The organism is Marinobacter sp. UBA5687 (assembly GCF_002420325.1).
GTDB lineage: Bacteria > Pseudomonadota > Gammaproteobacteria > Pseudomonadales > Oleiphilaceae > Marinobacter > Marinobacter nauticus.
Window position 1 is genome coordinate 1 of record NZ_DIHV01000033.1, and the last position, 25,598, is coordinate 25,598.

Consider the following 25,598-nt stretch of genomic DNA (forward strand, 5'->3'; position numbering starts at 1 on the left):
CGCACCAATCCACTGATGCATCTGTTGGTCAACACCATGACCGCCAGCAAAAGCAATCCGAACATCAGTGCGGTGCGGGAAACGGCAGTACGGGATGCACAAGCGGCGCTGGAACCGTTCGAGGCACCGTTAAAAATCATCGAAGTGATTGCTGCTCTGGCCCCGTTGCTGGGCCTGCTGGGCACTGTAATGGGCATGATGGAGGCATTCAGCGCGATGGCGGCGACCGACGGCCGCGCCAACGCCAGCCAGCTGTCCGGTGGCATCTATGAGGCGCTGACCACGACAGCCGCAGGCCTGGTGGTGGCCATTCCCTTTGCGGCTCTGGCGGCCTGGATCGAGTTCCGTCTGCGCCGGATTCACAAAACCATCAACAGCGCCCTGGTCAGCGTCTTCAACGTTTTACCTGGCAACGAGCAGGCCACGCAGGCCGAACCAGCTACACCGGTGGCCGAACCCCGCGCTAACAGAGCAGCAGAGACTGACCGGGGTTACTCGGTAGGCGATAATCAGCGGCTGGCTCATGCAGCTGGTTGACCCCCGGCCAAACCGCCCGATTCCCATCCGGATAACACCACTGATCGATGTGGTGTTCATCCTGTTGGTGTTCTTTATGCTCACCACCCGATTGCTACCGGTAGATTACCTGGAACTGGCGAACAATACCGGCCAGCAGAGCACTGCCACGGGTGAGCCTCTACCAGAACTCAGAGTCAATGCCGATGGCACGGTGCGCTGGAAGGAGAAGGATCACACCCTGGCGCAGTTACTGTCGACGCTGAACGTTGAAGGTGTGAGTGAAGCCAATCTGGCCACAACACCCGATACCAGCCTGGCCCATTTCACCCGGACCCTCAGTGCGCTGGATAACGCTGGCATTGAACCTCACTGGAAGCGTGCGAACACGCCTGACTCATGACAGAACTGGTTCCACCCCCATCAACCTCTGGCAAGGGCCTTCTGGAACGCGTTGAAGACGCGTTGCTGCCTTTGATCAATCTGGTGTTTCTGCTGCTGATGTTTTTCATTGTGGCCGGACAACTCACCAACGAGCCGCTGCCAGAACTGCCTGGCACCGAGCAGAGTCCGGATCAGCAGGCACCCGAAGCCGACATGATGGTTCAGGCCGATGGCCAATGGCAGGTCGAAGGCAAGCACCAGACCCGCGAGAGTCTGCTTGCCGCGCTTCCGGCTCCGGATGAGAACGTACCCTTGAAGATTGCGGCGGATCAAAGCCTGACCATGACCGAGCTGGAGGACTTGCTCAGGATTCTGGAAGAGGGCGGTTATTCGGAAGTTCTGCTGCTCACGGAGCCTGCCACATGACAACAGCAGGTCGGCTACACAAGGCCCTGTTCCTGATCATCGCCATGATCGCAACCGCCCTTGCAGCAATCCTGGCCACGCCCGAGGAAATCCTGGAGATGCCGGTTCTGGGCGACAGTGCCGTGAACACCGCCCCCGCAATCAAGATCAATCTCGCCGGCAGGAAATCGGTAGAGCCAAAGCCGGAGGTCGCGCCGGAACCCGAACCGGCTCCAGAGCCAGAACCGCAGCCCAAGCCAGAGCCCAAACCAGAGCCCAAACCAGAGCCAAAGCCAGAACCGAAACCTGAACCCGTGCCAGAACCAGAACCTGAGCCAATACCAGAACCTGCCCCCACACCGCAGGAGCCAGAATCCAGTCCCACCGAGGCCGTGGCAGAAAGCCCAGAACAACCTCAGGGCGAAGAAGCGGACAGTAACACCAACCAAAGCGCGGTACCTTTACAGAATGCCGGTCAGTCATCACAGGTAGACAGCTACCTGAGCAAGCTCAGCCGGCACCTGGCGCGCTATTACGAGTATCCTCGCCGTGCCCGCCGGCTAGGCCAGGAGGGTACACCGGTGATTGTCTTCGAGTTCCGGCGTGATGGCTCGCTGGTGGAACACTCGCTGCGCGACAGTTCCGGGCACCCACTGCTGGACGACGCCGCTCTGGCCATGCTGGCGCAGGCCGCGCCACTGCCAGCCGTGCCGGACTCCATGCGCGGCAAGTCCTTTACCTACGCTTTGCCAGTCCGTTTTAATCTGCGCTGACTCACTCCCTGCCAGGCACCAAGGAAAGGCAGGGCGCACTCTGCCGGTGCGCCGACCAGCAAAGCAGGCACGAAACCGCAACCGATCCCCTCACTCAACCTGTTGATTCTTAAATCAAACCCTGAAAGCTCCCAACACTGGCACACTCTCTGCTCAGACATCCTCAGCAGATAGCCTGTTCATCTTCATTCAGGCTGCCCGCGCACATTCTGTTCAGACGACGGCGTCTACTCATTCCAGCCCCTACCGGGCAGGCAATGAGGGCGCCGTTTTTTGTTGGCTCCAGATAACCAGAAAGCGATCAGGGGAACACACTATGTCTTACATCATGCCTTCGGAGTTCGTCACCAAGATGGTGGACGCCGGTGAATCAAAAATCTACATGGCCACCCGGGATGTCCTCATCCGGGCCTTTATGGCCGGGGCCATCCTGGCACTGGCGGCGGTATTCGCCATTACCGTCGGCGTACAGACCGGCAGCCCGCTGGTCGGCGCACTGCTGTTTCCGGTCGGGTTCTGCATGCTTTATCTGATGGGGTTCGACCTGCTCACCGGGGTGTTCATGCTGACCCCGCTGGCCCTTCTCGACCGACGCCCCGGGGTGGATACCCGCGGCATCCTTCGAAACTGGGGCTGGGTGTTCCTGGGTAACTTCGGCGGCGCCCTGACGGTTGCCACCATCATGGCCTTTGTTTTCACCTACGGTTTCAACACCGAAGCCGGAGTGGTCGGGGACAAAATTGCCTCGATCGGCAAGGCCCGTACCCTGGGTTATGCCGAACATGGTGTGGCTGGCTGGTTCACCATCTTCCTGCGGGGTGTACTGTGTAACTGGATGGTATCCATGGGCGTGGTGGGCGCGATGATCTCCACCACGGTCCAGGGCAAGGTACTGGCCATGTGGATGCCGATCATGCTGTTCTTCTACATGGGCTTTGAGCACTCCATCGTCAACATGTTCCTGTTCCCGTTTGCGCTGATGATGGGCGGCGAGTTCAGTATCATGGATTACTTCATCTGGAACGAGATCCCCACCGTTCTGGGCAACCTGGTAGGTGGCCTGTCCTTCACTGGACTGACGCTTTACGCCACCCACGTTCGCACCGCACCCAAGCGCACCCTGGCAACAGACTACCGCGAACCCGTCAGCGCCCGCAGCGCCTGATTACCACTAAGGCCCCGCCGGTGCCGCACACACCGGCGGGCTTCAGTGGCTCATATTCATGTCCAACTGCGAACAGCTCACGATAGAAGCCGGACAATTCAGCAGCGCCGGTCGGAAACCCGCCAATCAGGATTTCCACGGCCTGCTGATACCCGACAATCATCAGCGCCACAGCAAAGGCATTGCGGCGGTGATCGCCGATGGCATCAGCTCCAGCAATGTCAGCCAGGTAGCCAGTGAAGCTGCAGTGGCCGGCTTCCTGAGCGACTACTACTCAACCCCCGAGAGCTGGTCGGTGAAACAATCGGCCGAACGGGTAGTTCGGGCGACCAATGCCTGGCTACACGCTCAGACCCGGCAAAGCCGATATCGCTATGACCAGGACCGGGGCTACGTCTGCACCTTCAGTGCCCTGGTTCTGAAATCCGCAACGGCGCACCTGTTTCATGTGGGAGACGCCCGTATCTACCGGCTTCAGGGCAACACTCTGGAACAACTCACAACCGACCACCGGGTCTGGCTTTCGGCCGAGGAAAGCTGCCTGAACCGGGCTCTTGGACTGAGCCCGCAACTGGATATCGAGTATCGCAGTCTCGCCCTGCACCGGAACGACGTGTTTCTGATGATGACCGATGGTGTTTACGAACGGCTCTCGGCCGGTGATATCACCCACTGCCTTGCCGACAACGGGGACGATCTGGATCACGCCGCCCGGTCGCTGGCCCAACTCGCCCTGGAAAGGGGAAGTGAGGATAACCTGACGGTCCAGGTATTGCGGGTAACCCGGTTACCCTCTCGGACACAGGACACCAGCGCCCAGAAAGCCTATCGCGAACTGCCATTCGCGCGCGAGCCCGCTCCCGGTGAGGTGCTGGACGGCTACCGAATCATCCGGGCCCTGCATATCAGCAGCCGAAGCCACGTTTACCTGGCCAGGGATGAGAGGTCCGGGAAGCAAGCCGCAATTAAGTTCCCGGCGATGGAGTTGCGGCAGTATCCGGATGAGCTGGAGCGATTCGTTACTGAACGCTGGATTGCCCAGCGCGTTCAGAGCCCCCATGTGGTTGCCATCTTTGCCCCGGAGCGTCCGCAAAGTTGCCTGTATCTGGCTACTGACTTTGTAGAAGGTTGTACCTTGCGGCAATGGATGCTTGATCACCCGCAGCCAGATCTGGAAACCGTGCGACAACTGGCCGAGCAGATTATCCGGGGGCTCAGGGCCTTCCACCGGCTGGAAATGGTGCACCAGGATCTGAAACCCGAAAATGTCCTGATCACACCGGATGGCCGCGCCATGCTGGTCGATTTCGGAGCCACCCGGGTCGCCGGTCTGGAAGAAGCGGGCAAGCCTGCCGCTTGCTATCCGGTTGGAGCCGCCCTCTACTCGGCGCCGGAGCTCTTTCTCGGCGAACCCGGCAGCTGGCAGTCGGACCAGTACGCCCTGGGCGTGATTATCTATCAACTATTAACCGGGCGCCTGCCCTACCATACCGATGTACCCCGCATCCGCACTCGCAAACAACTACAGGCTCTGACATACCGGCCCGCCAGGGCCTGGCGTGAAGACCTGCCGCCGTGGCTGGATGCCACCCTGGCCCGGGCTACCCATCCGGAGCCCCATCGCCGCTACCCGGCGTTATCGGAACTGCTCTACGAACTCCGACACCCCGGACGAGACTGGCGTGCCCGACACCATCCACCTCTCATGGAGCGGCATCCGGTGCGTTTCTGGCAAGGCGTCTCGGCCCTGCTCCTGCTGGCACTATTAACCTCCCTGGCCAGTGGCTCCTGGAACTGAGCCCCGGGCCATTTATTGCCCAGCCAGCAAAAGCTCGCCCGCCCGCCAAGCAACGCCTTGCCCGAAGACACTCAGACATTGCCCGAACTCCACGTAACTAGTTGTTATATCAATACATTCAACAACTGGCACGGCGATTGTTATCTATTATGCCGTCCAGGGAACATCCTTGGGACACTCATTCACAACATTGTCATGGAGCAGACTATGCCAACTCCTTGTTATATCAGCATCGAAGGCCAAACCCAGGGTAACATCACCGCTGGCGCGTTCACTTCCGATTCCGTAGGCAACATCTACGTTGAAGGTCATGAAGACGAAGTGCTGGTCCAGGAATTCAGCCACGTTGTTACCGTTCCAACGGATCCCCAGTCCGGTCAGCCTTCCGGTCAGCGTGTTCACAAGCCGTTCAAGTTCACTGCGGCCCTGAACAAAGCCACTCCGCTGATGTACAACGCCCTGGCTTCCGGCGAAATGCTGCCGAAGGTAGAGCTGAAGTGGTACCGCACTTCCGTAGAAGGCAAACAGGAGCACTTCTTCTCCACCATCCTGGAAGATGCCACCATCATCAACATCGATTGCAACATGCCCCACTGCCAGGATCCGGCCAAGGCCGAGTTCACCCAACTGGTAGAAGTATCCCTGGCCTACCGTAAGGTTACCTGGGAACACGCTGTTGCCGGCACTTCCGGTGCTGACGACTGGCGTTCCCCGGTCGAAGCCTGATCCCTCAGGTTCGATCGCAGGAAAACGGCTGGCCCTCGGGCCGGCCGTTTTTGTTTTCACCAGCAAATTACTGGAAAATAGCTGCCTGACATTCGAGATCAAGCGCCACCGGTACATTTTGTGACCCCCACTCAATCGCAAACAGCAAGGCAGATTGGCACCCTCATGTGCCAGACCACCCGGGACATTCTCTGGACGCCGGCTGAAGGCTGGGTTCAGCAGGCAAATCCGGGCGCCGGGCTGGCATTGCGGGTCGGCTCGGGCCAGGCCACCTACCACCGTTTTGATCCTCGCAAGAAACAGCACCTGATTACCTACGGAGCCCGGATGATCGCCGCCAAGCATCAACCGGCCACCGCCCAGGGCTGGCTATCAACCCGGGAGATCCGTGGCCGGGGTTATTTCGGGGGCGAGGTAACTGTGCTGAACCTGTTGGCGCATACCTGCTGCCATGAGTTTGCCCATTTGCTGCAGCACAGCGCCGGGCAACGGCATTACGGCTCCGTTCACAACCGGCATTTCTATGAAGCCCTGGACGAGCTGCATCATAGCGGTGCAGCCGACGTTACCCGACGTTACCTGTCCGGGCTGGCCAGCGACTGCGGGATAGCGCTACCCAGTAGACCCTTTGAATTTCCGAGTCCCGCTGCGGAGCACCGGCGCTGGCAGGTGGGGGATTCGGTGGTGTTCGGCGATGGCCGGCGCGAGAAGCGGGGCCAGGTGGTACGCGTTAACCGCAAGACCTGCACGGTGACTGTCAGCCAGCATGCCCGGATCCTTCGCTATCGGGTACCATTGTCGCTGCTTAGGCGGGCGGCCGCGGCCTGATTCAGGCAGGTTCCCGAGCCCCGGTGCGCGCCAGCAGGTCCCGGATCTCCGGCAGGCAGGAGCCACAGTTGGTGCCACACTTCAGCTGCTCACCCAGTGCTTCGGGGCTGGCCATGCCCTGTTCAATGGCCTGGGCAATCTGGTGCTCACCCACGCCAAAACAACTGCAGATAATCGGCCCTGACGCTTCCCCTTCCACTGTGCCTGCCGCCAGTAACGAGCGGCGTTGTTCCGGCGCCAGCTCACCTTTGCCAAAGCAACTGTCCAGCCAGTCCAGATCCGGCATGGTCTGGACACAGGGCTCAACCAGCAACACGGCGTCCAGTCGATCGCCACTAAGCCAGGCGGCCCGGTAGCGCTGTCTCGCGCGGTCTTCCATAACCAGTTCCGGTTCCCGCGAAAAACACCGGTGCCCCCAGTCCCGCCAGTTCATCTCGTGGCCACCGGCGAACCACCAGCCGTGACTGTGCGGCAGGCGCTGGCAGCTCCAGTAGGCAAGAGCGGTGTGGTCCAACGAGGCAAGGCGGGGATCACGCAGCAATAGCCTCGCCTGCCAGCGGGTCACCAGAGGCCGGATGGTCGCCACACCATGCTTGCCTTCTGGCTGACCGGAAATGGGGTCCACAACCGGACGGATCAGGCTGGACGCCAAAGCAGAGGAGGCAAACCGGCCATTCCAGTGGATGGGCACAAACACTTCACCTGTGCGCTGGCCGGTGCTGCCCCGGACCCGGCCAACGTAGCCTGCATTACCCGGCCCACGCAGCACTGCCAGGGCACCTTCAATCAAACCAAAGCCGGCAATGTCCGCCGGGTGCAACTCTATGAACGGCTCGCTGCGATGGGCAAACAGCCTGGGTGCCAGGGCCGTTCGGGTCATGGTATGCCATTGGTCACGGATTCGGCCGGTATTCACCACCAGCGGGTACCGGTGTCCAGGCAGCTGCCCGGGCGGCAAACTGGACACGGGCACCAATCGTGCCCGGCCATCCGGCGTGGGAAATTGCCCGTTCCCAAATAGCCGACGGGTTTGCAACCAGGCCCCGGGGTTACCATCCGTGACCGGCCACTGCACCGGCGCCAGCTCGTCGTACTCCTGATTGCTGAGTTGAGACAAGGCGGAGATATTGAACACACGCTCGCCTCCGTTACCATAACCGGACAACACCGCATGTTCGCGAAAGATATCGGCAGGGCATGTGTAATCGAAAGCATGTGCATGACCCAGCGAACAGGCAACGTCCCGAATAATCTGCCAGTCCGGCCGGACCTGCTCCGGCAGGGGCAAAAACCGGCGTTGGCGTGAAATGCGCCGTTCGGAATTGGTCACCGTTCCATCTTTCTCGCCCCAACCGGCAGCCGGCAAGAGAATATCGGCAAACTGCGTGGTATCGGTCTGGGCCACACAATCCGAGACGATCAGAGTCTGGCAACGGGACAGTGCCTGGTGAATACGTTCGCTGCCCGGCAGGCTGACTGCGGGGTTGGTGCCCATCACCCAGAGTACCCGGATCTCTCCCCGATGGACTGCCTCGAACAGGTCCACCGCTTTATGGCCGGGACCACGGGCCATCTTCTCGCTGTGCCAGAAATCCGAAACCCTGAGCAAAGCGCCCGGGGTGTCATAATCCATATGGGCTGCCAGAGTATTGGCCAGCCCGCCAACTTCACGGCCACCCATGGCATTGGGTTGTCCCGTCAGCGAAAACGGGCTCGCTCCCGGTCGGCCCACCCGGCCAGTAGCCAGATGGCAGTTAATGATGGCGTTGGCCTTATCCGTACCAGCAACCGACTGATTAATGCCTTGGGAAAACGCGGTCACTGTCCGTCCGGTGTCTGCAAACCATCGATAGAAACACTCCACCTCTTCTACTGCCAGATCGCAGCCCCTGGCTACCGCTTGCACGGAAGGCGCACAGGATCGGGCGATCGCCAGGGTTTCCTCGAAGCCGTTACAATGCTCTGCAAGGTAGTCCTCCGCCAGGGCCCCGTGATCGTGCAGCCAGACCAACAGGCCATTGAACAACAGGGTGTCGGTTCCGGGGCGAAGCTGAAGGTGCAGATCAGCGAGATCCGCTGTCGCTGTCTTTCTGGGATCGATGACCACCACTCTCCGTCCCTGACGGCGCGCTGCACTCATTCGCTGGTACAGTACCGGGTGGGCCCAGGAGGCGTTGCTGCCCGCGAGCACCAGCAGGTCCGCCAGCTCAAGATCCTCGTAGCAACCGGGAACACAGTCCTCGCCAAAAGCACGCTTATGTGCCGCAACGGCCGAGGACATGCACAGTCTGGAATTGGTATCCACATGCGGTGTGCCGATAAACCCCTTTGCCAGCTTGTTGGCAATGTAATAATCCTCCGTGAGTAGCTGCCCGGAGAGATAGAAGGCCACGGACTCCGCGCCATGCTCCCGCACCGAATCGGAAATGGCCCCCGCTACCCGGTCAATGGCTTCCTCCCATGTCACCTCAAAGCCTGCAACCTTTGGCACCAGCAACCGGTTGGCATCCTCCAGCGTCTCGTGTAAGGCAGAACCTTTGACGCAAAGCCGTCCGCCATTGGCCGGGTGCCGATGATCGCCTTCGACATGGCCAGGGGCTGCCAGAACACCGCAGCCAACTCCACAGTAAGGGCAGGTGGTGGCAATAGAGTCCGCTGGCGTGTCGTGGTGTTTCATGGTGTTCCTCGCTCTTGAACCAAAAAAGCCCACCACCCGGTTTCCGTTTCCAGAGCCGGGGGGAGGGCTTCGTTGCCTGTGTTGTCTGCCATAAAAGAAAGCAATTAGGGGGCCAGCGCACGATTTGATGTCTCCAAGGGCCTTGAATGGCGCATGGTGCGCGTTTTGAAGCGACGTGCACCGTTAAACGACCTCCTTGAAAAGCCTATCGATGGGCGTTCACCTTGGTGCAAAGGGCTTTTTTTTGCACCAAAACCACCCCGCCACACAACCTGATCCCCCAACCGGAACAACACGAGCGCCCGCAACTTACTGAAATATATAAACAGTCCTAAATGGCACGGCTTGTGCTGAGTGGTTAGTGAACCATCACGACATCACAGCTCCCATTTACAGGCATCGGCGCCTGCTCTCCGGCAACGGAGGCAGGCGCTTTTTTTTGCGCGTCTGAAATGAGAGAACCGAGAGGCATCACGATGAAGACAGTGAACCATTATGTTCGACCTTTACTGACCGCCACCCTGATCGGCCTGAGTTCCCTGGCCCAGGCCGATATTGGCCCGGCGGAGAAACCCGATCTCAAGCTTGGCTTTATCAAACTCACGGATATGGCGCCCCTGGCGGTTGCCTGGGAACAGGGCTACTTCATGGACGAAGGGTTATTCGTAGAACTCGAAGCCCAGGCGAACTGGAAAGTGCTGCTGGACCGGGTCATCACCGGTGAACTGGATGGTGCCCACATGCTGGCCGGCCAACCTCTGGGCGCATCCATAGGCTATGGCACCCAGGCCGATATCATCACCGCCTTCAGTATGGACCTCAACGGTAACGGTATTACCGTGTCCAATGACGTCTGGGAAGCGATGAAACCAAACCTGGAAATGGAAGGCGATCATCCGGAACACCCGATTTCAGCCAGCGCGCTGAAGCCAGTGGTTGAGCAGACCCGCGCCAACGGCGAGCGCTTCCGCATGGGCATGGTGTTTCCGGTGTCCACTCACAATTACGAACTGCGTTACTGGTTGGCCGCCGGTGGCCTGAATCCCGGCTTCTACGCGCCCCAGCGCGGCGATACCAGCGGCACCATCCAGGCCGACGTGCACCTCTCCGTGACACCGCCGCCCCAGATGCCCGCCACCATGGAAGCAGGCACCATCCAGGGCTACTGCGTGGGCGAGCCCTGGAATCAGCAGGCGGTTTTCAAGGGCATCGGTGTGCCGGTGATTACCGATTATGAAATCTGGCCCAACAACCCGGAAAAGGTGTTCGGAGTCACCGAAGCCTGGGCCGAGCAGAACCCCAATACCCACCTTCGGTTACTGCGGGCTCTGATCCGCGCAGCTTACTGGCTGGACGAAAACCAGAATGCCAACCGGGAGGCCGCCGTGGACATCCTTGCCCGCCCCAGCTACGTGGGGGCCGACAGGGAAGTGATTGCCAACTCCATGACCGGTACCTTCGAGTATGAAAAGGGCGATGTCCGGGAAGTACCGGATTTCAACGTCTTTTTCCGCTACCACGCTACCTATCCGTATCCGTCTGATGCGATCTGGTACCTGAGTCAGATGCGGCGCTGGGGCCAGATTCCCGAAGCACAATCCGACGACTGGTATATGAAGACCGCAGCCCGGGTGTATCGGGGCGATCTTTACGCCGAAGCCGCCCAGTCACTGATCGAGGACGGCCTGATGACTGCCAGTGATTTCCCGGACTTTGCCCAGGAGAATTTCGAACGCCCCATGCAGGGTGAGCTGATTGACGGCGTCCCTTTCACTCCGCGCGAACCCAATGCCTACATCAACCGTTTCAGTATCGGCCTGAAAGGGTCGGAGACACCGTAAGGGAGGGCCTGACATGACAACGTTAAGCGCAAGAATCGGTCAGTCCATGGCCAGTGGCAGCCGCCAGCTGATTTCCGGTCTGCAACCGGGCGAATGGCTCAGCCGGGCCAAGCAGCTGCTGTTACCACTGGTTGGTATTCTGGTCTTCCTGGGCTTCTGGCATCTGGCCGCGCCACAGGTGGAAACCTCCCTGGGGGCCTTTCCCGGCCCGGTGCAGGTGTGGGAACAATCCGGACAACTGTGGCAGGAGCATGTTAGCCAGCGGGAACGGGCGGATAAATTCATCACCATGCAGGAAGAGCGTAATGCCCGCATTCTGGCTGACAACCCTGAGGCCGACGTCCGTATCCGGGCTTACCCCGGCGCACCCACCTTTCTCGACCAGGTGGTCACCAGCCTGCTGACGGTGCTGGCCGGTTTCGCCCTGGCGTCGCTGATTGCAGTACCTCTGGGCATTGTGTTTGGCCTCAACCGGTATTTCCAGGCTGCGGTGAACCCATTGATCCAGATCTTCAAACCGGTCTCTCCGCTGGCCTGGCTGCCGCTGGTGACCATGGTGGTATCGGCCACCTATGTCAGTGACGATCCAATGTTCGAGAAGTCGTTCCTGACCTCGATGATTACGGTCACTCTGTGCAGTCTTTGGCCAACACTGATCAACACCAGCGTTGGAGTGGCAGCGGTAAACCCCGACCTGCTGAACGTCTCCCGGGTACTTCGGCTGTCGTTCTGGACCCACGTTCGCAAGGTGGTGTTGCCTTCGTCGGTGCCGATGATCTTTACCGGCTTGCGGGTGTCGCTGGGCATTGCCTGGATGGTGCTGATTGCCGCCGAGATGCTGGCGCAAAGCCCGGGGCTGGGCAAGTTTGTCTGGGATGAGTTCCAGAATGGCAGTAGCCAGTCTTTGAGTCGGATTATGGTGGCGGTGCTGGCCATCGGGTTTATCGGGTTCTTGCTGGATCGGGTCATGCTGTTGATTCAGCGGAAGGTGGCCTGGAATGAGTGATCCCGTTCTGGAGCATGCCGCACCGGGTGGGTTACGCCTCCCGAAACACGCGGCGAGTACATCCATGTACGCTCCGCAAAAACATCCATGTTTTTGAGGGTTTCGGGAGGCGTAACCCACCCGGCGCTCCGCTTGCTTTTGAGGTGAATTCCATGAGTAAACCACATTTAGAACTAACCGGTGTTGAAATGGCGTTTGATACGCCGAAAGGGCCTTTCATTGCCCTGGACAATGTGAACCTGAAGATCCAGAAAGGGGAGTTTGTTTCACTGATCGGCCATTCCGGCTGCGGAAAATCAACGGTGCTGAACATTGTTGCCGGGTTACTGCAGGCCTCCAGGGGTGGCTGTGTGCTGGATGGGCATGAGGTAAATTCCCCCGGTCCCGAGCGGGCGGTGGTGTTTCAGAATCATGCCCTGATGCCCTGGTTAACGGTGTATGAAAACGTGGAACTGGCGGTCCGGCAGGTGTTTCGCAAGTCGATGACCCGGCAGGAGCGCAAGGACTGGATTACCCATAACCTGGAACTGGTGAATATGGCCCACGCCGCCAACAAGCGGCCGGGCGAGATTTCCGGGGGGATGGCGCAACGGGTGGGCATCGCCCGGGCATTGGCCATGAAACCCAGTGTGTTGCTGATGGATGAGCCGTTCGGGGCGCTGGATGCCCTGACACGGGCCCATTTGCAGGATTCACTGATGGAAATTCAGCAGGAGCTGAACAATACCGTGATCATGATTACCCACGATGTGGACGAGGCGGTGCTGTTGTCCGACCGCATTATCATGATGACCAACGGCCCTGCCGCCACGGTGGGGGAGGATCTGCACATTGATCTGCCAAGGCCTCGCAATCGTGTGGCCCTGGCGGACGATGCCCAATATGTGCATTACCGGCAGGAGGTGTTGTCGTTCCTATACGAGAAGCAGCGCAAGCTGGAGTCTCTGAACAGTCGCCGCGGCAGCAGTGCAAAACCCGAGGCGCCGGCAGCCAGGCATTCAGCTTCGGCCTGACTTTATGCCGGGGCGGGGCGCCCCGTCCCGGCCTGGTTCAAGTATCAGCTTAAGACCCCTGCCATGGATACCAGTGCCCGGGCGACTTCGGGCAGTCGCTTGCCCTGGTCCATGGCCAGTTTTCGCAGCAGGCGGTGGGCTTCGTCATTGCTGATGTTGCGGTGTTCCATCAACAGCAGGACGGCCTTTTCCTGGGTACGACGATCTTCCAGAGCTTCTTTGGCGCTCTGCAATTCTTCAGACATCTGGCGCAGGCGGCGGGTCTGTTCCTGGACCAGGTCAAAGATGGATCGGCCCGATTGCTGCCCGACACCTTCCCCGACCCACGTATCGGCAGCTCCGGCCTCTACACCGTTATCGCAAACCACCAGCACGGGCGTTGTGGAGGCATGGCGTTGTTCCAGCGAGACCAGCAGGGTTTCCTGATGAGCCAGGGAGTGGCGCGCTTCGGTATAGCGCTCAACACAGCGATGGTGGAAAGCGCTCTCAACGGAATCCTCAATCTTCTTCAGATCGTCCATGCGCTCTGTCATCAGATTGAACCAGCGGTCGGCCATGTCTTTATCCAGAGACTTATAGGGCCCGACCGAAACGGCCATCTGTCGCATCCGCTCAATTTCCAGTTCCCGCGGGTGAGCGCGCAGGGCTTGCCAGAGCGACAGGCTCTCCTCACTGGCGAAGCCGACAAAGACCTCAAAACACCGCTCCTGCGCTTCAACCAGGTGCATCATGCGCCGTGACAGTGCGTTATCGAAGTGTCCGCTGGAGAATCCCGCAGAACCTGCGGCCCGCTCCTGACCACAATATTCCTTGCCGTTCATGACATGCACCATGGCCACAAGCAGTCCCGCAATCGAAGGCTCTGCCACGGTTTCTGCCGCTTCGAAAACGACCGTAATCAGTTGATGAATACTGTCGCAGAACCACTCCGTGGCCTCCGAAACACTGGCCTCCTGGTCATTCACCCGCTGCCGCAACCCGGGCAGTTGGTCGAGGCTGTGCAGGGCGCTGGCGATGTGCCCGAGCAGTGGGCTGCTGACCGGATGGGTGGTGAGGTCCTCCTGAATGTCTGCCAATGCCTGCCGGAAGGTAGCGGCCAACTGGTCGTTTTCCTTGACCATGGCGGTACGTTCCCGGGCAAAGCGTTGGCAACCGGACCCCAGATAAAGATTGGTGGCGCCTCGCTCCCGTTGCAGGCCATGGACCAGATTGCCCACGCTCTGCACCAACCGCCCCATCTGCAGAAAGTACTCCAGATTACGGATCTCGCACTGGCGGGAGGCCATCAGAAATTCCGCAGCAGTCGCTGTCGCGGTCATACGGGGATGGCGTTTGGTGTTCATGGTGCAGCTCCTGGTGTCGGTACACAGTTGGTTCCTTTCTACCCGGACTGCAGCAATTTACAGGCCAGTCATTCCGGCCCAATCATCGTGCGTTTCGCCCCATCCCGGGGCACTCTTTTGATGCCCACCAGCCGGCCTCTTTCAGCGGACTCGCCTAAGCTATTGAATAATAAAGCCTGAAAAAGTTGGCACGGAGATCGCAAACACTTAGGCAAGGACGACTGTCCCGGCCATGGAATCAGGCCGGACCATCAGATCATTGTTGTTGGCATTGGTGCCGGACCATCTGTTCTCTTCGGAGAGCATGATGCTCCGGCTTTTTTCGTTGCTGGAGGAGTTCAGTTCCATGGAACACACACAGGACAACCCGCTGGTGATCTGCGGCCACGGCATGGTCGCGCAGCGGCTGCTGGAGCAACTGGTAGCCCAGGGGCATCCGTTCAGCCGCATTGTGGTGTTTAACGGTGAGCCCTTCGCTGCCTACAACCGGATCCAGTTGTCGTCATTATTGGCCGATCAGATTCAGGAAACCGATCTGGAACTGAAACCCTGGCAGTGGTTCCACAAGCACCGAATACAGGTGTACCAGCATGAGCCTGTCACCCATATCAGTCCGGGCCAGCGCCAGGTAACAACCGCCTGTGGCCGCACCCAGTCCTATCACACGCTGGTGCTGGCTACCGGAGCACGGCCCTCCCGCCTTGGCCTCCCTGGTGAAGACCTTGACGGCGTGATGAACTTCCGGGATCTGGCCGACACCCGCACGCTGATCCGGCAGGCAAAGTCACACCGTCGGGCCGTGGTCATCGGCGGCGGCTTTCTCGGTCTGGAGGCGGCCGAAGGGCTCAGGACCAGGGGCTTGGACGTTACGGTGCTGCACCGCAGCGGCCACCTGCTCAACCGCCAGCTGAACCCGATCGCCGGCGATATCCTGAAGCAGAAGTTACAGCAGCGGGGGCTGAGTATCCGAACCGGCACCTCGCCGGTCTCCCTGCTCGGCCGAAATCAGGTCCGCGCCGTGGAACTGAGTGACGGCACGGTACTGGCCACGGACCTGGTGGTTATTGCTACCGGTATTGAACCCAACAAGGGATTGGCAGCTGACGCCGGCCTCAACTGTGACCGGGGTATTCGAGTCACTCCGAACCTGATGACGTCCAACCCGCATATCTACGCACTGGGTGAGTGCTGTCAGTTTCAGGAGCACACCTTTGGCCTGGTCGAACCCGGTTACGAGCAGGCCCGGATCCTGGCACAGCATCTTTGCCAGGTGCCGGGAGCCAGAGCATTTGAGCCCGGAGAAGTGGCCACCCGACTGAAAATCAGCGATCTGCCCATTTTTTCCTGTGGCCGGGTAATCCCCGGCGAGCATACCGAAATCATTGAATGGCAGGACCGAACCCACGCGGTCTACGGCCAACTGCTGCTGGATGGCAACCGGCTCGCCGGCGCCATCCTGCTGGGCGATACCGCCAACGGGCCCTGGTACAGCGAACTGATTCGCTCCGGCGCCGATGTCTCCCGCTACCGGGACACCATCGCTTTCGGCAAAACCTATTGCGACGCAGCAGCCTGATAGGCTGCCAAGAGAGAGGACAGCAAGATGAGTAAACAGACCCTGATCGTGATCGGCAACGGTATGGTTGGCCATCACTTCCTGGAACAGTTCAGCCAGTCCCCGGCGGCCGAGACCTACCGGGTGATCGTGTTCGGTGAAGAGAAGCAGCTGGCCTACGACCGGGTGCATCTGTCGGAATACTTCACCGGATCCACTCACGCTGACCTCGCCATGGGCACAGCAGACTGGTACGCGGAACAGGGCATCGATCTTCGCCTGAATGAGCCGGTCACCGCCATCGACCGGAACACCCGCGTGCTGACGACACCGAAAGGCGAGTACACCTACGATCAACTGGTGCTGGCCACCGGCTCCTACCCGTTCGTACCGCCCATTAAGGGCAACGATCAGGATGGCTGCTTTGTGTACCGAACCCTGGACGATCTGGATGCCATTCAGGCCAGCGCCCAGTCAGCGAAAACCGGTGTCGTGGTGGGCGGCGGTCTGCTGGGGCTGGAAGCGGCAAACGCCCTGAAAAGCCTGGGGCTGCAGGCCCATGTGGTGGAATTTGCCCCGCGCCTGATGCCTGTGCAGCTGGACGATCAGGGTGGCGCCCTTTTGCGCCAGAAGATCGAGGATCTGGGCGTGCAGGTGCACACCGAGAAAGCCACCACGGCCATTGTTCCGGGCAGCGACGCGCGGCTGAGGATGAACTTCGCCGACGACAGCCATCTGGAAACCGATCTGATTGTGTTTTCCGCCGGCATCCGTCCCCAGGATACCCTGGCCCGGGCCTGCGGCCTGGATGTGGGCGAACGCGGCGGGATTGTGGTCAACAATCAATGCACCACCTCAGACCCGAACATTCACGCTATCGGTGAATGCGCACTCTGGAACAATCGCATCTTCGGACTGGTGGCTCCGGGTTACACCATGGCGCGCACCCTGTCGGCCGCTTTGAACAAAGACACCGGTGCGGCCTTTACCGGTGCCGATATGAGCACCAAGCTCAAGCTGCTGGGGGTGGATGTGGGCTCCATCGGCGATGCCCACGGCCAGACCCCGGGTGCACGCAATATCCGTTTTCACGATGAGCAGGCCGGCCACTACCGGCGCATGGTGGTGAGCCAGGACGGCAAGACTCTGCTGGGCGCCATTCTGGTGGGCGACAACGGCCCCTACGACACCCTGCTGCAATACGCCCTCAATGGCATTGAGCTGCCCGCCAACCCGGAAGCGCTGATTCTGCCGGAAAGCGAAGGAGGCGCGCCTGCCCTGGGGGCCGACGCCCTGCCGGACACCGCCTCCATCTGTTCCTGCCACAACGTCACCAAGGGCGATATCTGCGGCGCCATTGACGCCGGCTGCACCGATCTTGGCGGCGTCAAGGCTGAAACCAAGGCCAGTACCGGTTGCGGCGGCTGTGCGGCTTTACTGAAGAAGGTGGTGGACAGCGAGCTGGAAAAGCGCGGCGTGGAGGTGTGTACCGACCTTTGCGAACACTTCCCCTACACCCGACAGGAACTGTTCCATCTGGTGAAGGTGAACGGTATCCGCACCTTCCGGGGTCTGCTCAAACAATACGGCAAGGGCCAGGGCTGTGACATCTGTAAGCCAACGGTGGGCTCCATTCTGGCCACCTGCTGGAACGAGCACATTCTGGCCACCGACCACGTACCCCTGCAGGACACCAACGACACCTTCATGGCCAACATGCAAAAGAACGGCACTTACTCGATTGTGCCGCGCATTCCCGGCGGTGAAATTACTCCGGACAAGCTGATTGTGCTGGGCGAGGTGGCCAGGGAGTACAACCTGTACACCAAGATCACCGGCGGCCAGCGTGTGGATCTGTTCGGCGCCACCCTGAGCGAGCTGCCGGAGATCTGGGAGAAGCTGATCGCCGCCGGTTTTGAGACCGGGCACGCCTATGGCAAGTCGCTGCGTACGGTGAAGTCCTGCGTCGGCAGCACCTGGTGCCGCTACGGCGTGCAGGACAGCGTGGGCATGGCGATTACCCTGGAGAACCGCTACAAGGGCCTGCGAGCGCCGCACAAGGTGAAGATGGCGGTGTCCGGCTGCACCCGTGAATGCGCGGAGGCCCAGAGCAAGGATTTCGGGGTAATTGCCACGGAGAAGGGCTGGAACCTGTATGTGTGTGGCAACGGCGGGATGCGGCCACGGCATGCGGATCTGTTTGCCACCGATCTGTCGGATGAGGAGCTGATCCGCACCATCGACCGGGTGGTGATGTTTTATGTGCGCACGGCGGACCGGCTGCAGCGGACGTCGGTCTGGATGGAAAATCTGGAAGGTGGCCTGGAGTATCTGAAGCAGGTGGTGCTGGAGGACAGCCTCGGCATTGGCGAGGAGCTGGAGCAGCATATGGCGGATCTGGTGGAGACCTATCAGTGCGAGTGGAAGTCCGCCGTTGAGGATCCGGAGAAGCGTAAGCGGTTCCGGGAGTTTGTGAATGCGCCGGAGCAGAAGGATCCGGTGCAGCAGTGGACTTCAGAGCGGGGGCAGCGTCGGCCTGTTTTGGAGGTGGCTTCTTCGTAGCCTTCTGGTTTGGGGGCGGAGCGCGGGAGCCGGATTCATTTTCTTCTGGAAAAAATAACTCGCTTTGCTCAGACATCTTTTTTCCTGCCAGAAAATGAATCCGGCTCCCACGCTCACAAACATCTGTGGGATAGGAAACTTAACGACCTTGGAATTTGGAGACTTTGCTATGAAAGCTCGGACTTGTTGGGAAGCAGTGTGCACCGTGGACGATCTGGTAGCTGATTCCGGTATTGCGGTTTGGACCGACGACGGGCCGGTGGCGGTGTTTTATCTGCCACACCGCCTGCCGGCATTGTTTGCCATCAGCCATACCGATCCGTTCAGTGGCTCGAACGTGCTGGCCCGAGGCATTACCGGGGATATCAACGGCGAGCCGGTGGTGGCGTCGCCGTTGTACAAGCAGCATTTCAGCCTGCGCAGTGGGCAATGTCTGGAAGACGAGAGCATGCAGGTGAAGGTCTATCCGGTGTTGCTGGACGGCAACCGGATCCGACTGGAAGTGCCGGTGGCTCAGGCGGCGTCGGTGGCCGCCTGAGATCTGAGAGACGCTTACGTCAGCTGATGAATTCGACGTTTTCTTCCAGCGGCGCCCTTGGGCTGGTGAGCTGGTTCACCGGGCTGTCGGGGTTGGCGTAGCCGATGGCCATGCCGGCGAAGACTTTGCGGTGTTCGGGCAAGTCCAGGAATTCGCTGATGGTTTTCGGGTACACCGACCAGGATTCCTGGGCGCAGCTGTCGAGGCCTTCGGCGCGTAGCAACAGCATAATGGTTTGCAGGATCATGCCCAGATCGGACCACTGGGGCGGGCCCATGTTGTCGTCGACGGTGCAGAACAGGCCAACCGGGGCACCGAAAAATTGGAAGTTGCGTTTGAACCATTCGAAGCGTGCAGCTTTGTCTTCCCTGGGGATCTCGAGCTGGCGGTACATGAGCTCGCCGACTTCGAAGCGGCGGTCGCGGTAGGGCGATTGCAGTTTCGGTGGGTAGATTTCGTATTCCGGGACTTCGTTGAAACCTTTGCTGACCTTCTCCTGCATCAAGGCTTTGAGTCGGGCCAGAGCATCGCCGGTGACAACGTGCAGGTGCCAGGGTTGCAGGTTGCCGCCGGATGGCGACCGGGTCGCCGTTTCGATTACTGTTCGAAGCATGGCTTCAGGCACCGGGGTATCCAGAAAGTCCCGCACCGAGCGGCGCGACACAACAGCCTGCTGAACATCCATAGGCAAGACTCCACATCATCCAGAACATTAAGTTGGGAACACTATCCGGCATCCAGTATGCGCACAACAGCCGCGCTTGACCACCTCCCGGGCGCCGTATAGTCTGCGGCGAACCCCATAGGGAGAGCCTCAGGTTATGGAAGATCACAGTCAGTTTCGCCTGCTGTCCGAGCGACGGTTCCTGCCATTCTTTGTTACCCAGTTTGCCGGTGCCTTCAACGACAACCTGTTCAAGAATGCCTTGTTGCTGCTGGTGACCTATAGCGCCGGGGGCCTGTTTGGCCTGTCGTCGGATGTGGTGGTCAATCTGGCCGCGATGCTGTTTATCCTGCCGTTTTTCCTGTTCTCCGCCATTGCCGGCCAGGTGGCGGACCGGTACGAGAAATCCACGGTTATCCGCTGGATCAAATTCGCCGAGGTGGTGATCATGGGCATTGCCGCGGTCGGGCTCTGGTTTGGCTGGTACGAGGTGTTGTTCCTTCTGCTGTTTCTCACCGGCGTGCAATCCGCGTTTTTCGGGCCGGTGAAGTACGCGATCCTGCCCCAGGCACTGAAAGAATCCGAGCTGGTGGGTGGTAACGCGCTGGTAGAGATGGGCACCTTTGTGGCCATCCTGGTGGGTACCCTGATGGCCGGCGTGATGATGAAAGCTGCGGCTCCCGGCCCCGTGATTGCCATCGCCATTGCGGTGCTGGCGGTGATTGGCCTGGTGGCCGCCTGGCGGATTCCCAGGGCCGAGGCAGCAGCGCCGGATCTGCGTATTCGTTTCCGGCCGCTGCAGGAAACCTGGAAACTGATGGCCATTGCCCGGGACAATCACAATGTATTCCTGAGCATCATGGCAATTTCCTGGTTCTGGTTTCTGGGTGCCGCCTATCTGACCCAGTTTCCGAACTTCGCCAAGACTCACCTGATGGGTGACGAAACGGTCGTCACCTTGCTGTTGGCGATTTTCACCATCGGCATCGCCGCCGGCTCCATTGCCTGTGAGCGGCTGTCCGGCCACAAGATTGAACTGGGGATCGTACCCATCGGCTCCATTGGCCTGAGCTTCTTCGGCATCGATCTGTTCTTCAATATGCCGGAGCAGCCGATTCCCTCAGACTGGTGGCTGATCATAACCGATCCCCATTATCGCCAGGTCGCCATTGACCTGTTGGCCATCGGTATCTTTGGCGGCCTGTTTATCGTGCCGCTGTATGCTTATGTCCAGCAGGAAACACCACCGGCCACCCGGGCCCGCGTGATCGCCGCCCTGAATATTTTCAACGCCCTGTTTATGGTGGTCAGCGCGCTGCTGGGCATGCTCATGCTCGGCCTGTTCGGGCTCACCATTCCCGAATTCTTCCTGGTGCTGTCGATCATGAACCTGATGGTGGCGGCCTACGTGTACCAGCAGGTACCGGACTTTGCCCTGCGCTTTGTGATCTGGGTCCTGTCCCACACGATTTATCGGGTCACGCACCACAACCTGGACCGGATACCCGAGCAGGGCCCCGTGCTGCTGGTGTGCAACCACGTCTCCTACATGGATGCCCTGGTGATCGCCGGCGCGGTACGGCGGCCCGTCCGATTCGTAATGGATCACAACATTTTCGCGACACCGGTCATGGGCGGTTTCTTCCGCCTGGCCAAGGCTATCCCCATTGGTCCGAAATCAAAGGTGCCGGAGATTTACGAAGCCGCTTTCGACCGCATTGATGAAGAACTCGCAGCCGGCCATGTGGTCTGTATTTTCCCGGAAGGCAAACTCACCAAAGACGGCGAGGTCGATACCTTCAAGCCCGGTGTCGACATGATTCTGGCCCGGCGACCGGTACCGGTGGTGCCAATGGCACTGCGCGGCCTCTGGGGCAGCTTTTTCAGCCATTGTGGCGGGCCGGCCTTCAGCCATTGGCCACGGCGGTTCTGGTCCCGGATTCATCTGCTGGCTGGTCTCCCGGTCTCGCCCCACGAGGCCAGTGCCGAGCGTCTGGAACAAAAGGTCAAAGCGCTGCGTGGAGATGCACAATAGTCTTTTCGCCGGGCTTTTTGGTGGTGCTGTTACCAAAGCCAATTTTTACCCGCTCGGAGTGGGGTAGTATCGGGGCATAAACCAAGAACAAGGATTGCCCCGTGACGCCCCTGAATCCCACTGACCAGCTCTTTCTCTGGCTGGAAAAACGCCAGCAGCCCATGCATGTGGGCGGCCTCCAGCTGTTTTCCTTCCCCGAAGGCGCGCCGGACGACTATGTCGCGCAGCTGGCAGATCAGCTTCGGCAGAAGACGGAGGTGACCGCCCCCTTTAACCAGCGCCTGAGCTATCGCCTGGGCCAGCCGGTATGGGTGGAGGATGAGCACCTGGACCTTGAGCATCATTTCCGCTTCGAGGCGCTGCCCACACCCGGGCGTATTCGGGAGCTGCTGTCGTTCGTATCGGCGGAGCATTCGCACCTCATGGACCGGGAGCGCCCCATGTGGGAGGTGCACCTGATCGAAGGCCTGAAAGACAGGCAGTTCGCGCTCTACACCAAGGTTCACCATTCCCTGGTGGACGGTGTCTCGGCCATGCGCATGGCCACCCGGATGCTGAGTGAAAACCCGGACGAACACGGCATGCCGCCAATCTGGGATCTGCCTTGCCTGTCACGGGATAGGGGCGAGTCGGATGGACACTCCCTCTGGCGCAGTGTCACCCATTTGCTGGGGCTTTCGGGCCGCCAGCTCGGCACCATTCCCACCGTGGCAAAGGAGTTACTGAAAACCATCAATCAGGCCCGGAAGGATCCGGCCTACGACTCCATTTTCCATGCCCCGCGCTGCATGCTGAACCAGAAAATCACCGGTTCCCGTCGTTTCGCCGCTCAGTCCTGGTGCCTGAAACGGATTCGCGCCGTGTGCGAGGCCTACGGCACCACGGTCAACGATGTCGTGACTGCCATGTGCGCAGCGGCTCTGCGTACCTATCTGATGAATCAGGATGCCTTGCCGGAGAAACCACTGGTGGCCTTTGTGCCGGTGTCGCTACGCCGGGACGACAGCTCCGGTGGAAACCAGGTAGGCGTCATCCTGGCGAGCCTTCACACCGATGTGCAGGAGGCCGGCGAACGACTGTTAAAAATTCACCACGGCATGGAAGAGGCCAAGCAGCGCTACCGGCATATGAGCCCGGAGGAAATCGTCAACTACACGGCCCTGACCCTGGCGCCGGCCGCCTTCCACCTGCTGACCGGGCTGGCGCCCAAGTGGCAGACCTTCAATGTGGTGATTTCCAATGTCCCCGGGCCATCCAGGCCCCTGTACTGGAACGGGGCGAAACTGGAAGGCATGTATCCGGTGTCTATCGATATGGACAGACTGGCCCTGAACATGACACTGACCAGCTATAACGACCAGGTGGAGTTCGGCCTGATTGGCTGTCGCCGGACCCTGCCCAGCCTGCAACGGATGCTGGACTACCTGGAACAGGGTCTGGCAGAGCTGGAGCGCAACGCCGGTCTGTAATCAGGCCAGCTGATCGGCCCGGTTACGCTCGGAAATCTGGCTGTTCAGGGTCCAGAAATCGTACAGCACACCGATGAAAAACAGGCCGCCGGTGAGCAGGTACAGGATGCCGGTGAGCCATTTGCCCATGTACATCCGGTGCACCCCGAAAACCCCCAGGAAGGTCAGCAGTATCCAGCCGATGTTGTAGCTGATCTGGCCATCCTGGAACCGGTAATCAGCTTCCTTGTCCATAGCCGGAATCAGGAACAAATCAATAATCCAGCCGATAAACAGCAGCCCCAGAGTAAAGAACCAGATGGTGCCGGTCACCGGCTTGCCGTAATAGAAACGGTGCGAACCCAGGAATCCGAATATCCAGAGCAGGTAGCCGATCAGCTTGCTGTGGGTGTCGGGTCTTTCGATCATTGCGGCGTTCTTCCTGTTCACAGTTGGATTTGGTGTGTCACCACAGACGCAAAACGGACGCCTGATCGAATCAATATGGGGGCGAACGCTAGAATCACAAACGGCACTCAGGGCCCCAGATCCGGTGCCGGGTCCGGCCCGTCCTCGCGAAACTCACTGGCGGATTTACCCGTCCACTTGCGGAAAGCACGGCTGAAATTGGACAGATCGGCATAGCCCAGTTCATAGGCAATCTCGCTGACTGACTGATTGGTGTAGCGCAGCAACTGGATGGCCCGATCTTTCAGCACGGCCTCGACAATCTCCCGATAACTGGTTTCCCGATCCGCCAACCGCCGCTTCAGGGTGCGGGAAGACACGCAGAAGCGCTCGGCCATGGCCTCCAGGGAGGGCAAGGGGCCTGGGGTCATCCGCAGCATATTGCGAATCGCCAGCACGATGTCGCCCTGCTCCTTGAGCGCCTTCTGCAACTCGAATTCACACTGGTCCCGGGCCATCCGGGAGGCTTCAGCATCCGCCAGGCGCATGCGCACGTCCAGCAGCTTGCGGGGGAAAATCAGCATTTCCTCGGGCTGGCCAAACTCAAAACGGACCGGCAACTGAGCGGCAAACCGCCGGTAATAGGCTGGCTCAGGGCCCCGCAGGTGTACCGACACGCCCGGTAATTTACCCTCTTCCAGGGCAAAACCCCGGGCCTCGGCATCGCTCCGGTCGAGTAGTTGTTCAGTGAGCAGAATCAACGTGGCGCTGACCGTCTCGGCCAGAAACTCGGAGATAGGCGGCAACGCAAACTCCGCGCACAGCTGAACCAGCACCTTGTCACCGGCTATGGACTGTTTCATGCTCAAAAAGGGCGCCCGCAGCTGAAGATAACGACGGACAGAGTCCAACGCACCCTCAAAGGTCGGGCTGGTGAGCGCGGCGAAGCCCAGGGTGCCATGGATGGTCAGCCGCAACTCTCTCGCCAGTATAAAGCTCAGGCCATCTTTGCCCGCCACCTCGAGCGCGCGCTGCGCCATCAGAGTGGCGTCAGTGACGAAAACCCGACTGTCGTTGGCTTTCAGGTCCTCATGTGTGAAATCCAGGCCCTGATAAAGCTGGCGGTCGTTGTAACCCAGTTGACGAACGGTTTCAGCCAGTACCCGCAGGTACACCCCGGGCACCAGGAACAACCCCAACATTTGCCGCTCGTTGTCTGCACCGGTACCTGCCATAGTGTGTCCCTGATTGATATTTATCGTGTTTCTGACTCTATCAGAACCGGATTGCCGCCACAGTGGGGCCCGCTGCCCCGACTCCGCTGTCGCCCGGGCCAATCCCCTGTCCCATTGTGGACGATGCCCGTCCCCTTCGCGCATTCATTATCCGGATTGACTCCGCCACACTGGCTCCATGACATCAGCCAAAGCGTTCCGTCGCAAAGGAGTAGAACCATGCTGACCACCACACAAACGAACAAACCGGGCAAGGCCTCCCATACCCCGGACAATGTCTCCATCAAACCCCAGCGCATGGGTTTCGAGTTTGGCGAACAGGTCCCCAGATACTGGGTGGATAACAACTATCTGATCAGTCATACCATGAACGCCCTGTCTGTTTTGTTTCCCGAGGGTGAGCAGTTTTTTGTGGACTCGGTCCGGGCGTTTCGAGACCAGATCCAGGACAAGAAACTGAAGGAGGACGTGCGCGGTTTCATCGGCCAGGAAGCCATGCACTCGCTTGAGCACATCGCCATGAACCAGCATGTCCGCGACCAGGGCATGCCGGTGGAAGAGATGGAGCGGGACCTGAAAGTGATTCTGGATGTGGCGCGGAAGCTGCCCAAACGCCACCAACTGGCCATTACCTGCGCCCTGGAGCACATCACCGCCATGATGGCCGACATGCTGCTG

Annotated in this window: 22 protein-coding genes; 17 read left to right on the top strand and 5 right to left on the bottom strand. The window is 59.8% G+C overall.

Features of this window, described 5'->3' with window-relative positions; all coding sequences use genetic code 11:
* From B3Y70_RS03640 to B3Y70_RS03675, 8 genes are all read left to right on the top strand, one after another.
* Positions 1-537 (top strand): MotA/TolQ/ExbB proton channel family protein (locus B3Y70_RS03640; protein WP_288589205.1); only part of this gene is annotated, 537 nt, incomplete at its 5' end.
* On the top strand, positions 524-919 hold the full coding sequence (locus B3Y70_RS03645; RefSeq protein ID WP_286893655.1) for an ExbD/TolR family protein: 396 nt from the start codon (positions 524-526) through the stop codon (positions 917-919). The genes B3Y70_RS03640 and B3Y70_RS03645, both read left to right, overlap by 14 nt.
* Positions 916-1,326: an ExbD/TolR family protein gene (locus tag B3Y70_RS03650; protein ID WP_222562725.1), complete on the top strand. Its 411-nt coding sequence runs from the start codon at positions 916-918 to the stop codon at positions 1,324-1,326. Before B3Y70_RS03645 ends, B3Y70_RS03650 begins: the two co-directional genes overlap by 4 nt.
* A complete protein-coding gene (locus B3Y70_RS03655; RefSeq protein WP_286893657.1) occupies positions 1,323-2,078 on the top strand; it encodes a TonB family protein in 756 nt (251 codons plus the stop codon). Before B3Y70_RS03650 ends, B3Y70_RS03655 begins: the two co-directional genes overlap by 4 nt.
* A gap of 316 nt (positions 2,079-2,394) precedes the next feature.
* On the top strand, positions 2,395-3,243 hold the full coding sequence (locus B3Y70_RS03660) for a formate/nitrite transporter family protein (RefSeq protein ID WP_011783761.1): 849 nt from the start codon (positions 2,395-2,397) through the stop codon (positions 3,241-3,243).
* Positions 3,244-3,301: 58 nt separating this feature from the next.
* Positions 3,302-5,041, top strand: coding sequence for a bifunctional protein-serine/threonine kinase/phosphatase (locus tag B3Y70_RS03665; RefSeq protein ID WP_286893660.1), 1,740 nt, complete (start codon positions 3,302-3,304; stop codon positions 5,039-5,041).
* A 207-nt stretch (positions 5,042-5,248) separates the two neighbouring features.
* A complete protein-coding gene (locus B3Y70_RS03670) occupies positions 5,249-5,767 on the top strand; it encodes an Hcp family type VI secretion system effector (protein WP_011783759.1) in 519 nt (172 codons plus the stop codon).
* A 120-nt stretch (positions 5,768-5,887) separates the two neighbouring features.
* Complete coding sequence (locus B3Y70_RS03675; protein WP_273030801.1) at positions 5,888-6,595, top strand: hypothetical protein; 708 nt, start codon at positions 5,888-5,890, stop codon at positions 6,593-6,595.
* Position 6,596: 1 nt separating this feature from the next.
* Here the strand turns inward: B3Y70_RS03675 and B3Y70_RS03680 are convergent, their stop codons facing one another.
* Positions 6,597-9,272: a nitrate reductase gene (locus B3Y70_RS03680; protein WP_288589206.1), complete on the bottom strand. Its 2,676-nt coding sequence runs from the start codon at positions 9,270-9,272 to the stop codon at positions 6,597-6,599.
* A 476-nt stretch (positions 9,273-9,748) separates the two neighbouring features.
* On the opposite strand from B3Y70_RS03680, the gene B3Y70_RS03685 reads away from it, so the two are divergent.
* The 3 genes from B3Y70_RS03685 to B3Y70_RS03695 all read left to right on the top strand — a co-directional run bounded on the left by B3Y70_RS03685 (position 9,749) and on the right by B3Y70_RS03695 (position 13,132).
* Positions 9,749-11,113, top strand: coding sequence for a CmpA/NrtA family ABC transporter substrate-binding protein (locus tag B3Y70_RS03685; protein ID WP_273030805.1), 1,365 nt, complete (start codon positions 9,749-9,751; stop codon positions 11,111-11,113).
* A gap of 13 nt (positions 11,114-11,126) precedes the next feature.
* Positions 11,127-12,119: an ABC transporter permease gene (locus B3Y70_RS03690; protein WP_153739761.1), complete on the top strand. Its 993-nt coding sequence runs from the start codon at positions 11,127-11,129 to the stop codon at positions 12,117-12,119.
* Between the two features lie 152 nt (positions 12,120-12,271).
* Positions 12,272-13,132 carry an ABC transporter ATP-binding protein gene (locus B3Y70_RS03695; RefSeq protein WP_113879597.1) on the top strand — a complete coding sequence of 287 codons (861 nt, stop codon included), beginning with the start codon at positions 12,272-12,274 and terminating at the stop codon, positions 13,130-13,132.
* Between the two features lie 44 nt (positions 13,133-13,176).
* Here the strand turns inward: B3Y70_RS03695 and B3Y70_RS03700 are convergent, their stop codons facing one another.
* Entirely contained in the window at positions 13,177-14,475 is a 1,299-nt protein-coding gene (locus tag B3Y70_RS03700) for a nitrate regulatory protein (RefSeq protein WP_288589208.1), read from the bottom strand.
* Between the two features lie 346 nt (positions 14,476-14,821).
* On the opposite strand from B3Y70_RS03700, the gene B3Y70_RS03705 reads away from it, so the two are divergent.
* The 3 genes from B3Y70_RS03705 (at position 14,822) to nirD (ending at position 19,130) form a co-directional block, all read left to right on the top strand.
* Positions 14,822-16,051 (top strand): NAD(P)/FAD-dependent oxidoreductase, encoded by a 1,230-nt coding sequence (locus B3Y70_RS03705; RefSeq protein WP_278351352.1) that lies wholly within the window; start codon positions 14,822-14,824, stop codon positions 16,049-16,051.
* Between the two features lie 27 nt (positions 16,052-16,078).
* Positions 16,079-18,592, top strand: coding sequence for a nitrite reductase large subunit NirB (gene nirB, locus B3Y70_RS03710; RefSeq protein ID WP_286893584.1), 2,514 nt, complete (start codon positions 16,079-16,081; stop codon positions 18,590-18,592).
* Between the two features lie 169 nt (positions 18,593-18,761).
* The gene (nirD, locus tag B3Y70_RS03715) at positions 18,762-19,130 is read left to right on the top strand and encodes a nitrite reductase small subunit NirD (protein ID WP_286893582.1); all 369 of its coding nucleotides are present in this window, start codon (positions 18,762-18,764) and stop codon (positions 19,128-19,130) included.
* 19 nt (positions 19,131-19,149) lie between these two features.
* Here the strand turns inward: nirD and B3Y70_RS03720 are convergent, their stop codons facing one another.
* A complete protein-coding gene (locus B3Y70_RS03720) occupies positions 19,150-19,815 on the bottom strand; it encodes a nitroreductase (RefSeq protein ID WP_286893581.1) in 666 nt (221 codons plus the stop codon).
* 136 nt (positions 19,816-19,951) lie between these two features.
* Between B3Y70_RS03720 and B3Y70_RS03725 the strand changes: the two genes are divergently transcribed.
* Both B3Y70_RS03725 and B3Y70_RS03730 read left to right on the top strand, forming a co-directional pair.
* Positions 19,952-21,829, top strand: coding sequence for an MFS transporter (locus B3Y70_RS03725; protein ID WP_288589210.1), 1,878 nt, complete (start codon positions 19,952-19,954; stop codon positions 21,827-21,829).
* 101 nt (positions 21,830-21,930) lie between these two features.
* Complete coding sequence (locus tag B3Y70_RS03730; protein ID WP_022993442.1) at positions 21,931-23,298, top strand: WS/DGAT/MGAT family O-acyltransferase; 1,368 nt, start codon at positions 21,931-21,933, stop codon at positions 23,296-23,298.
* On the opposite strand, the gene B3Y70_RS03735 is transcribed toward B3Y70_RS03730, so the two are convergent.
* Positions 23,299-23,706 (bottom strand): NINE protein, encoded by a 408-nt coding sequence (locus tag B3Y70_RS03735; protein WP_022993443.1) that lies wholly within the window; start codon positions 23,704-23,706, stop codon positions 23,299-23,301. It abuts the gene before it with no gap.
* A gap of 107 nt (positions 23,707-23,813) precedes the next feature.
* Positions 23,814-24,920: a helix-turn-helix transcriptional regulator gene (locus B3Y70_RS03740; RefSeq protein ID WP_273030817.1), complete on the bottom strand. Its 1,107-nt coding sequence runs from the start codon at positions 24,918-24,920 to the stop codon at positions 23,814-23,816.
* Between the two features lie 219 nt (positions 24,921-25,139).
* On the opposite strand from B3Y70_RS03740, the gene B3Y70_RS03745 reads away from it, so the two are divergent.
* A partial coding sequence (locus B3Y70_RS03745; protein WP_288589213.1) for a metal-dependent hydrolase occupies positions 25,140-25,598 on the top strand: 459 nt, incomplete at its 3' end.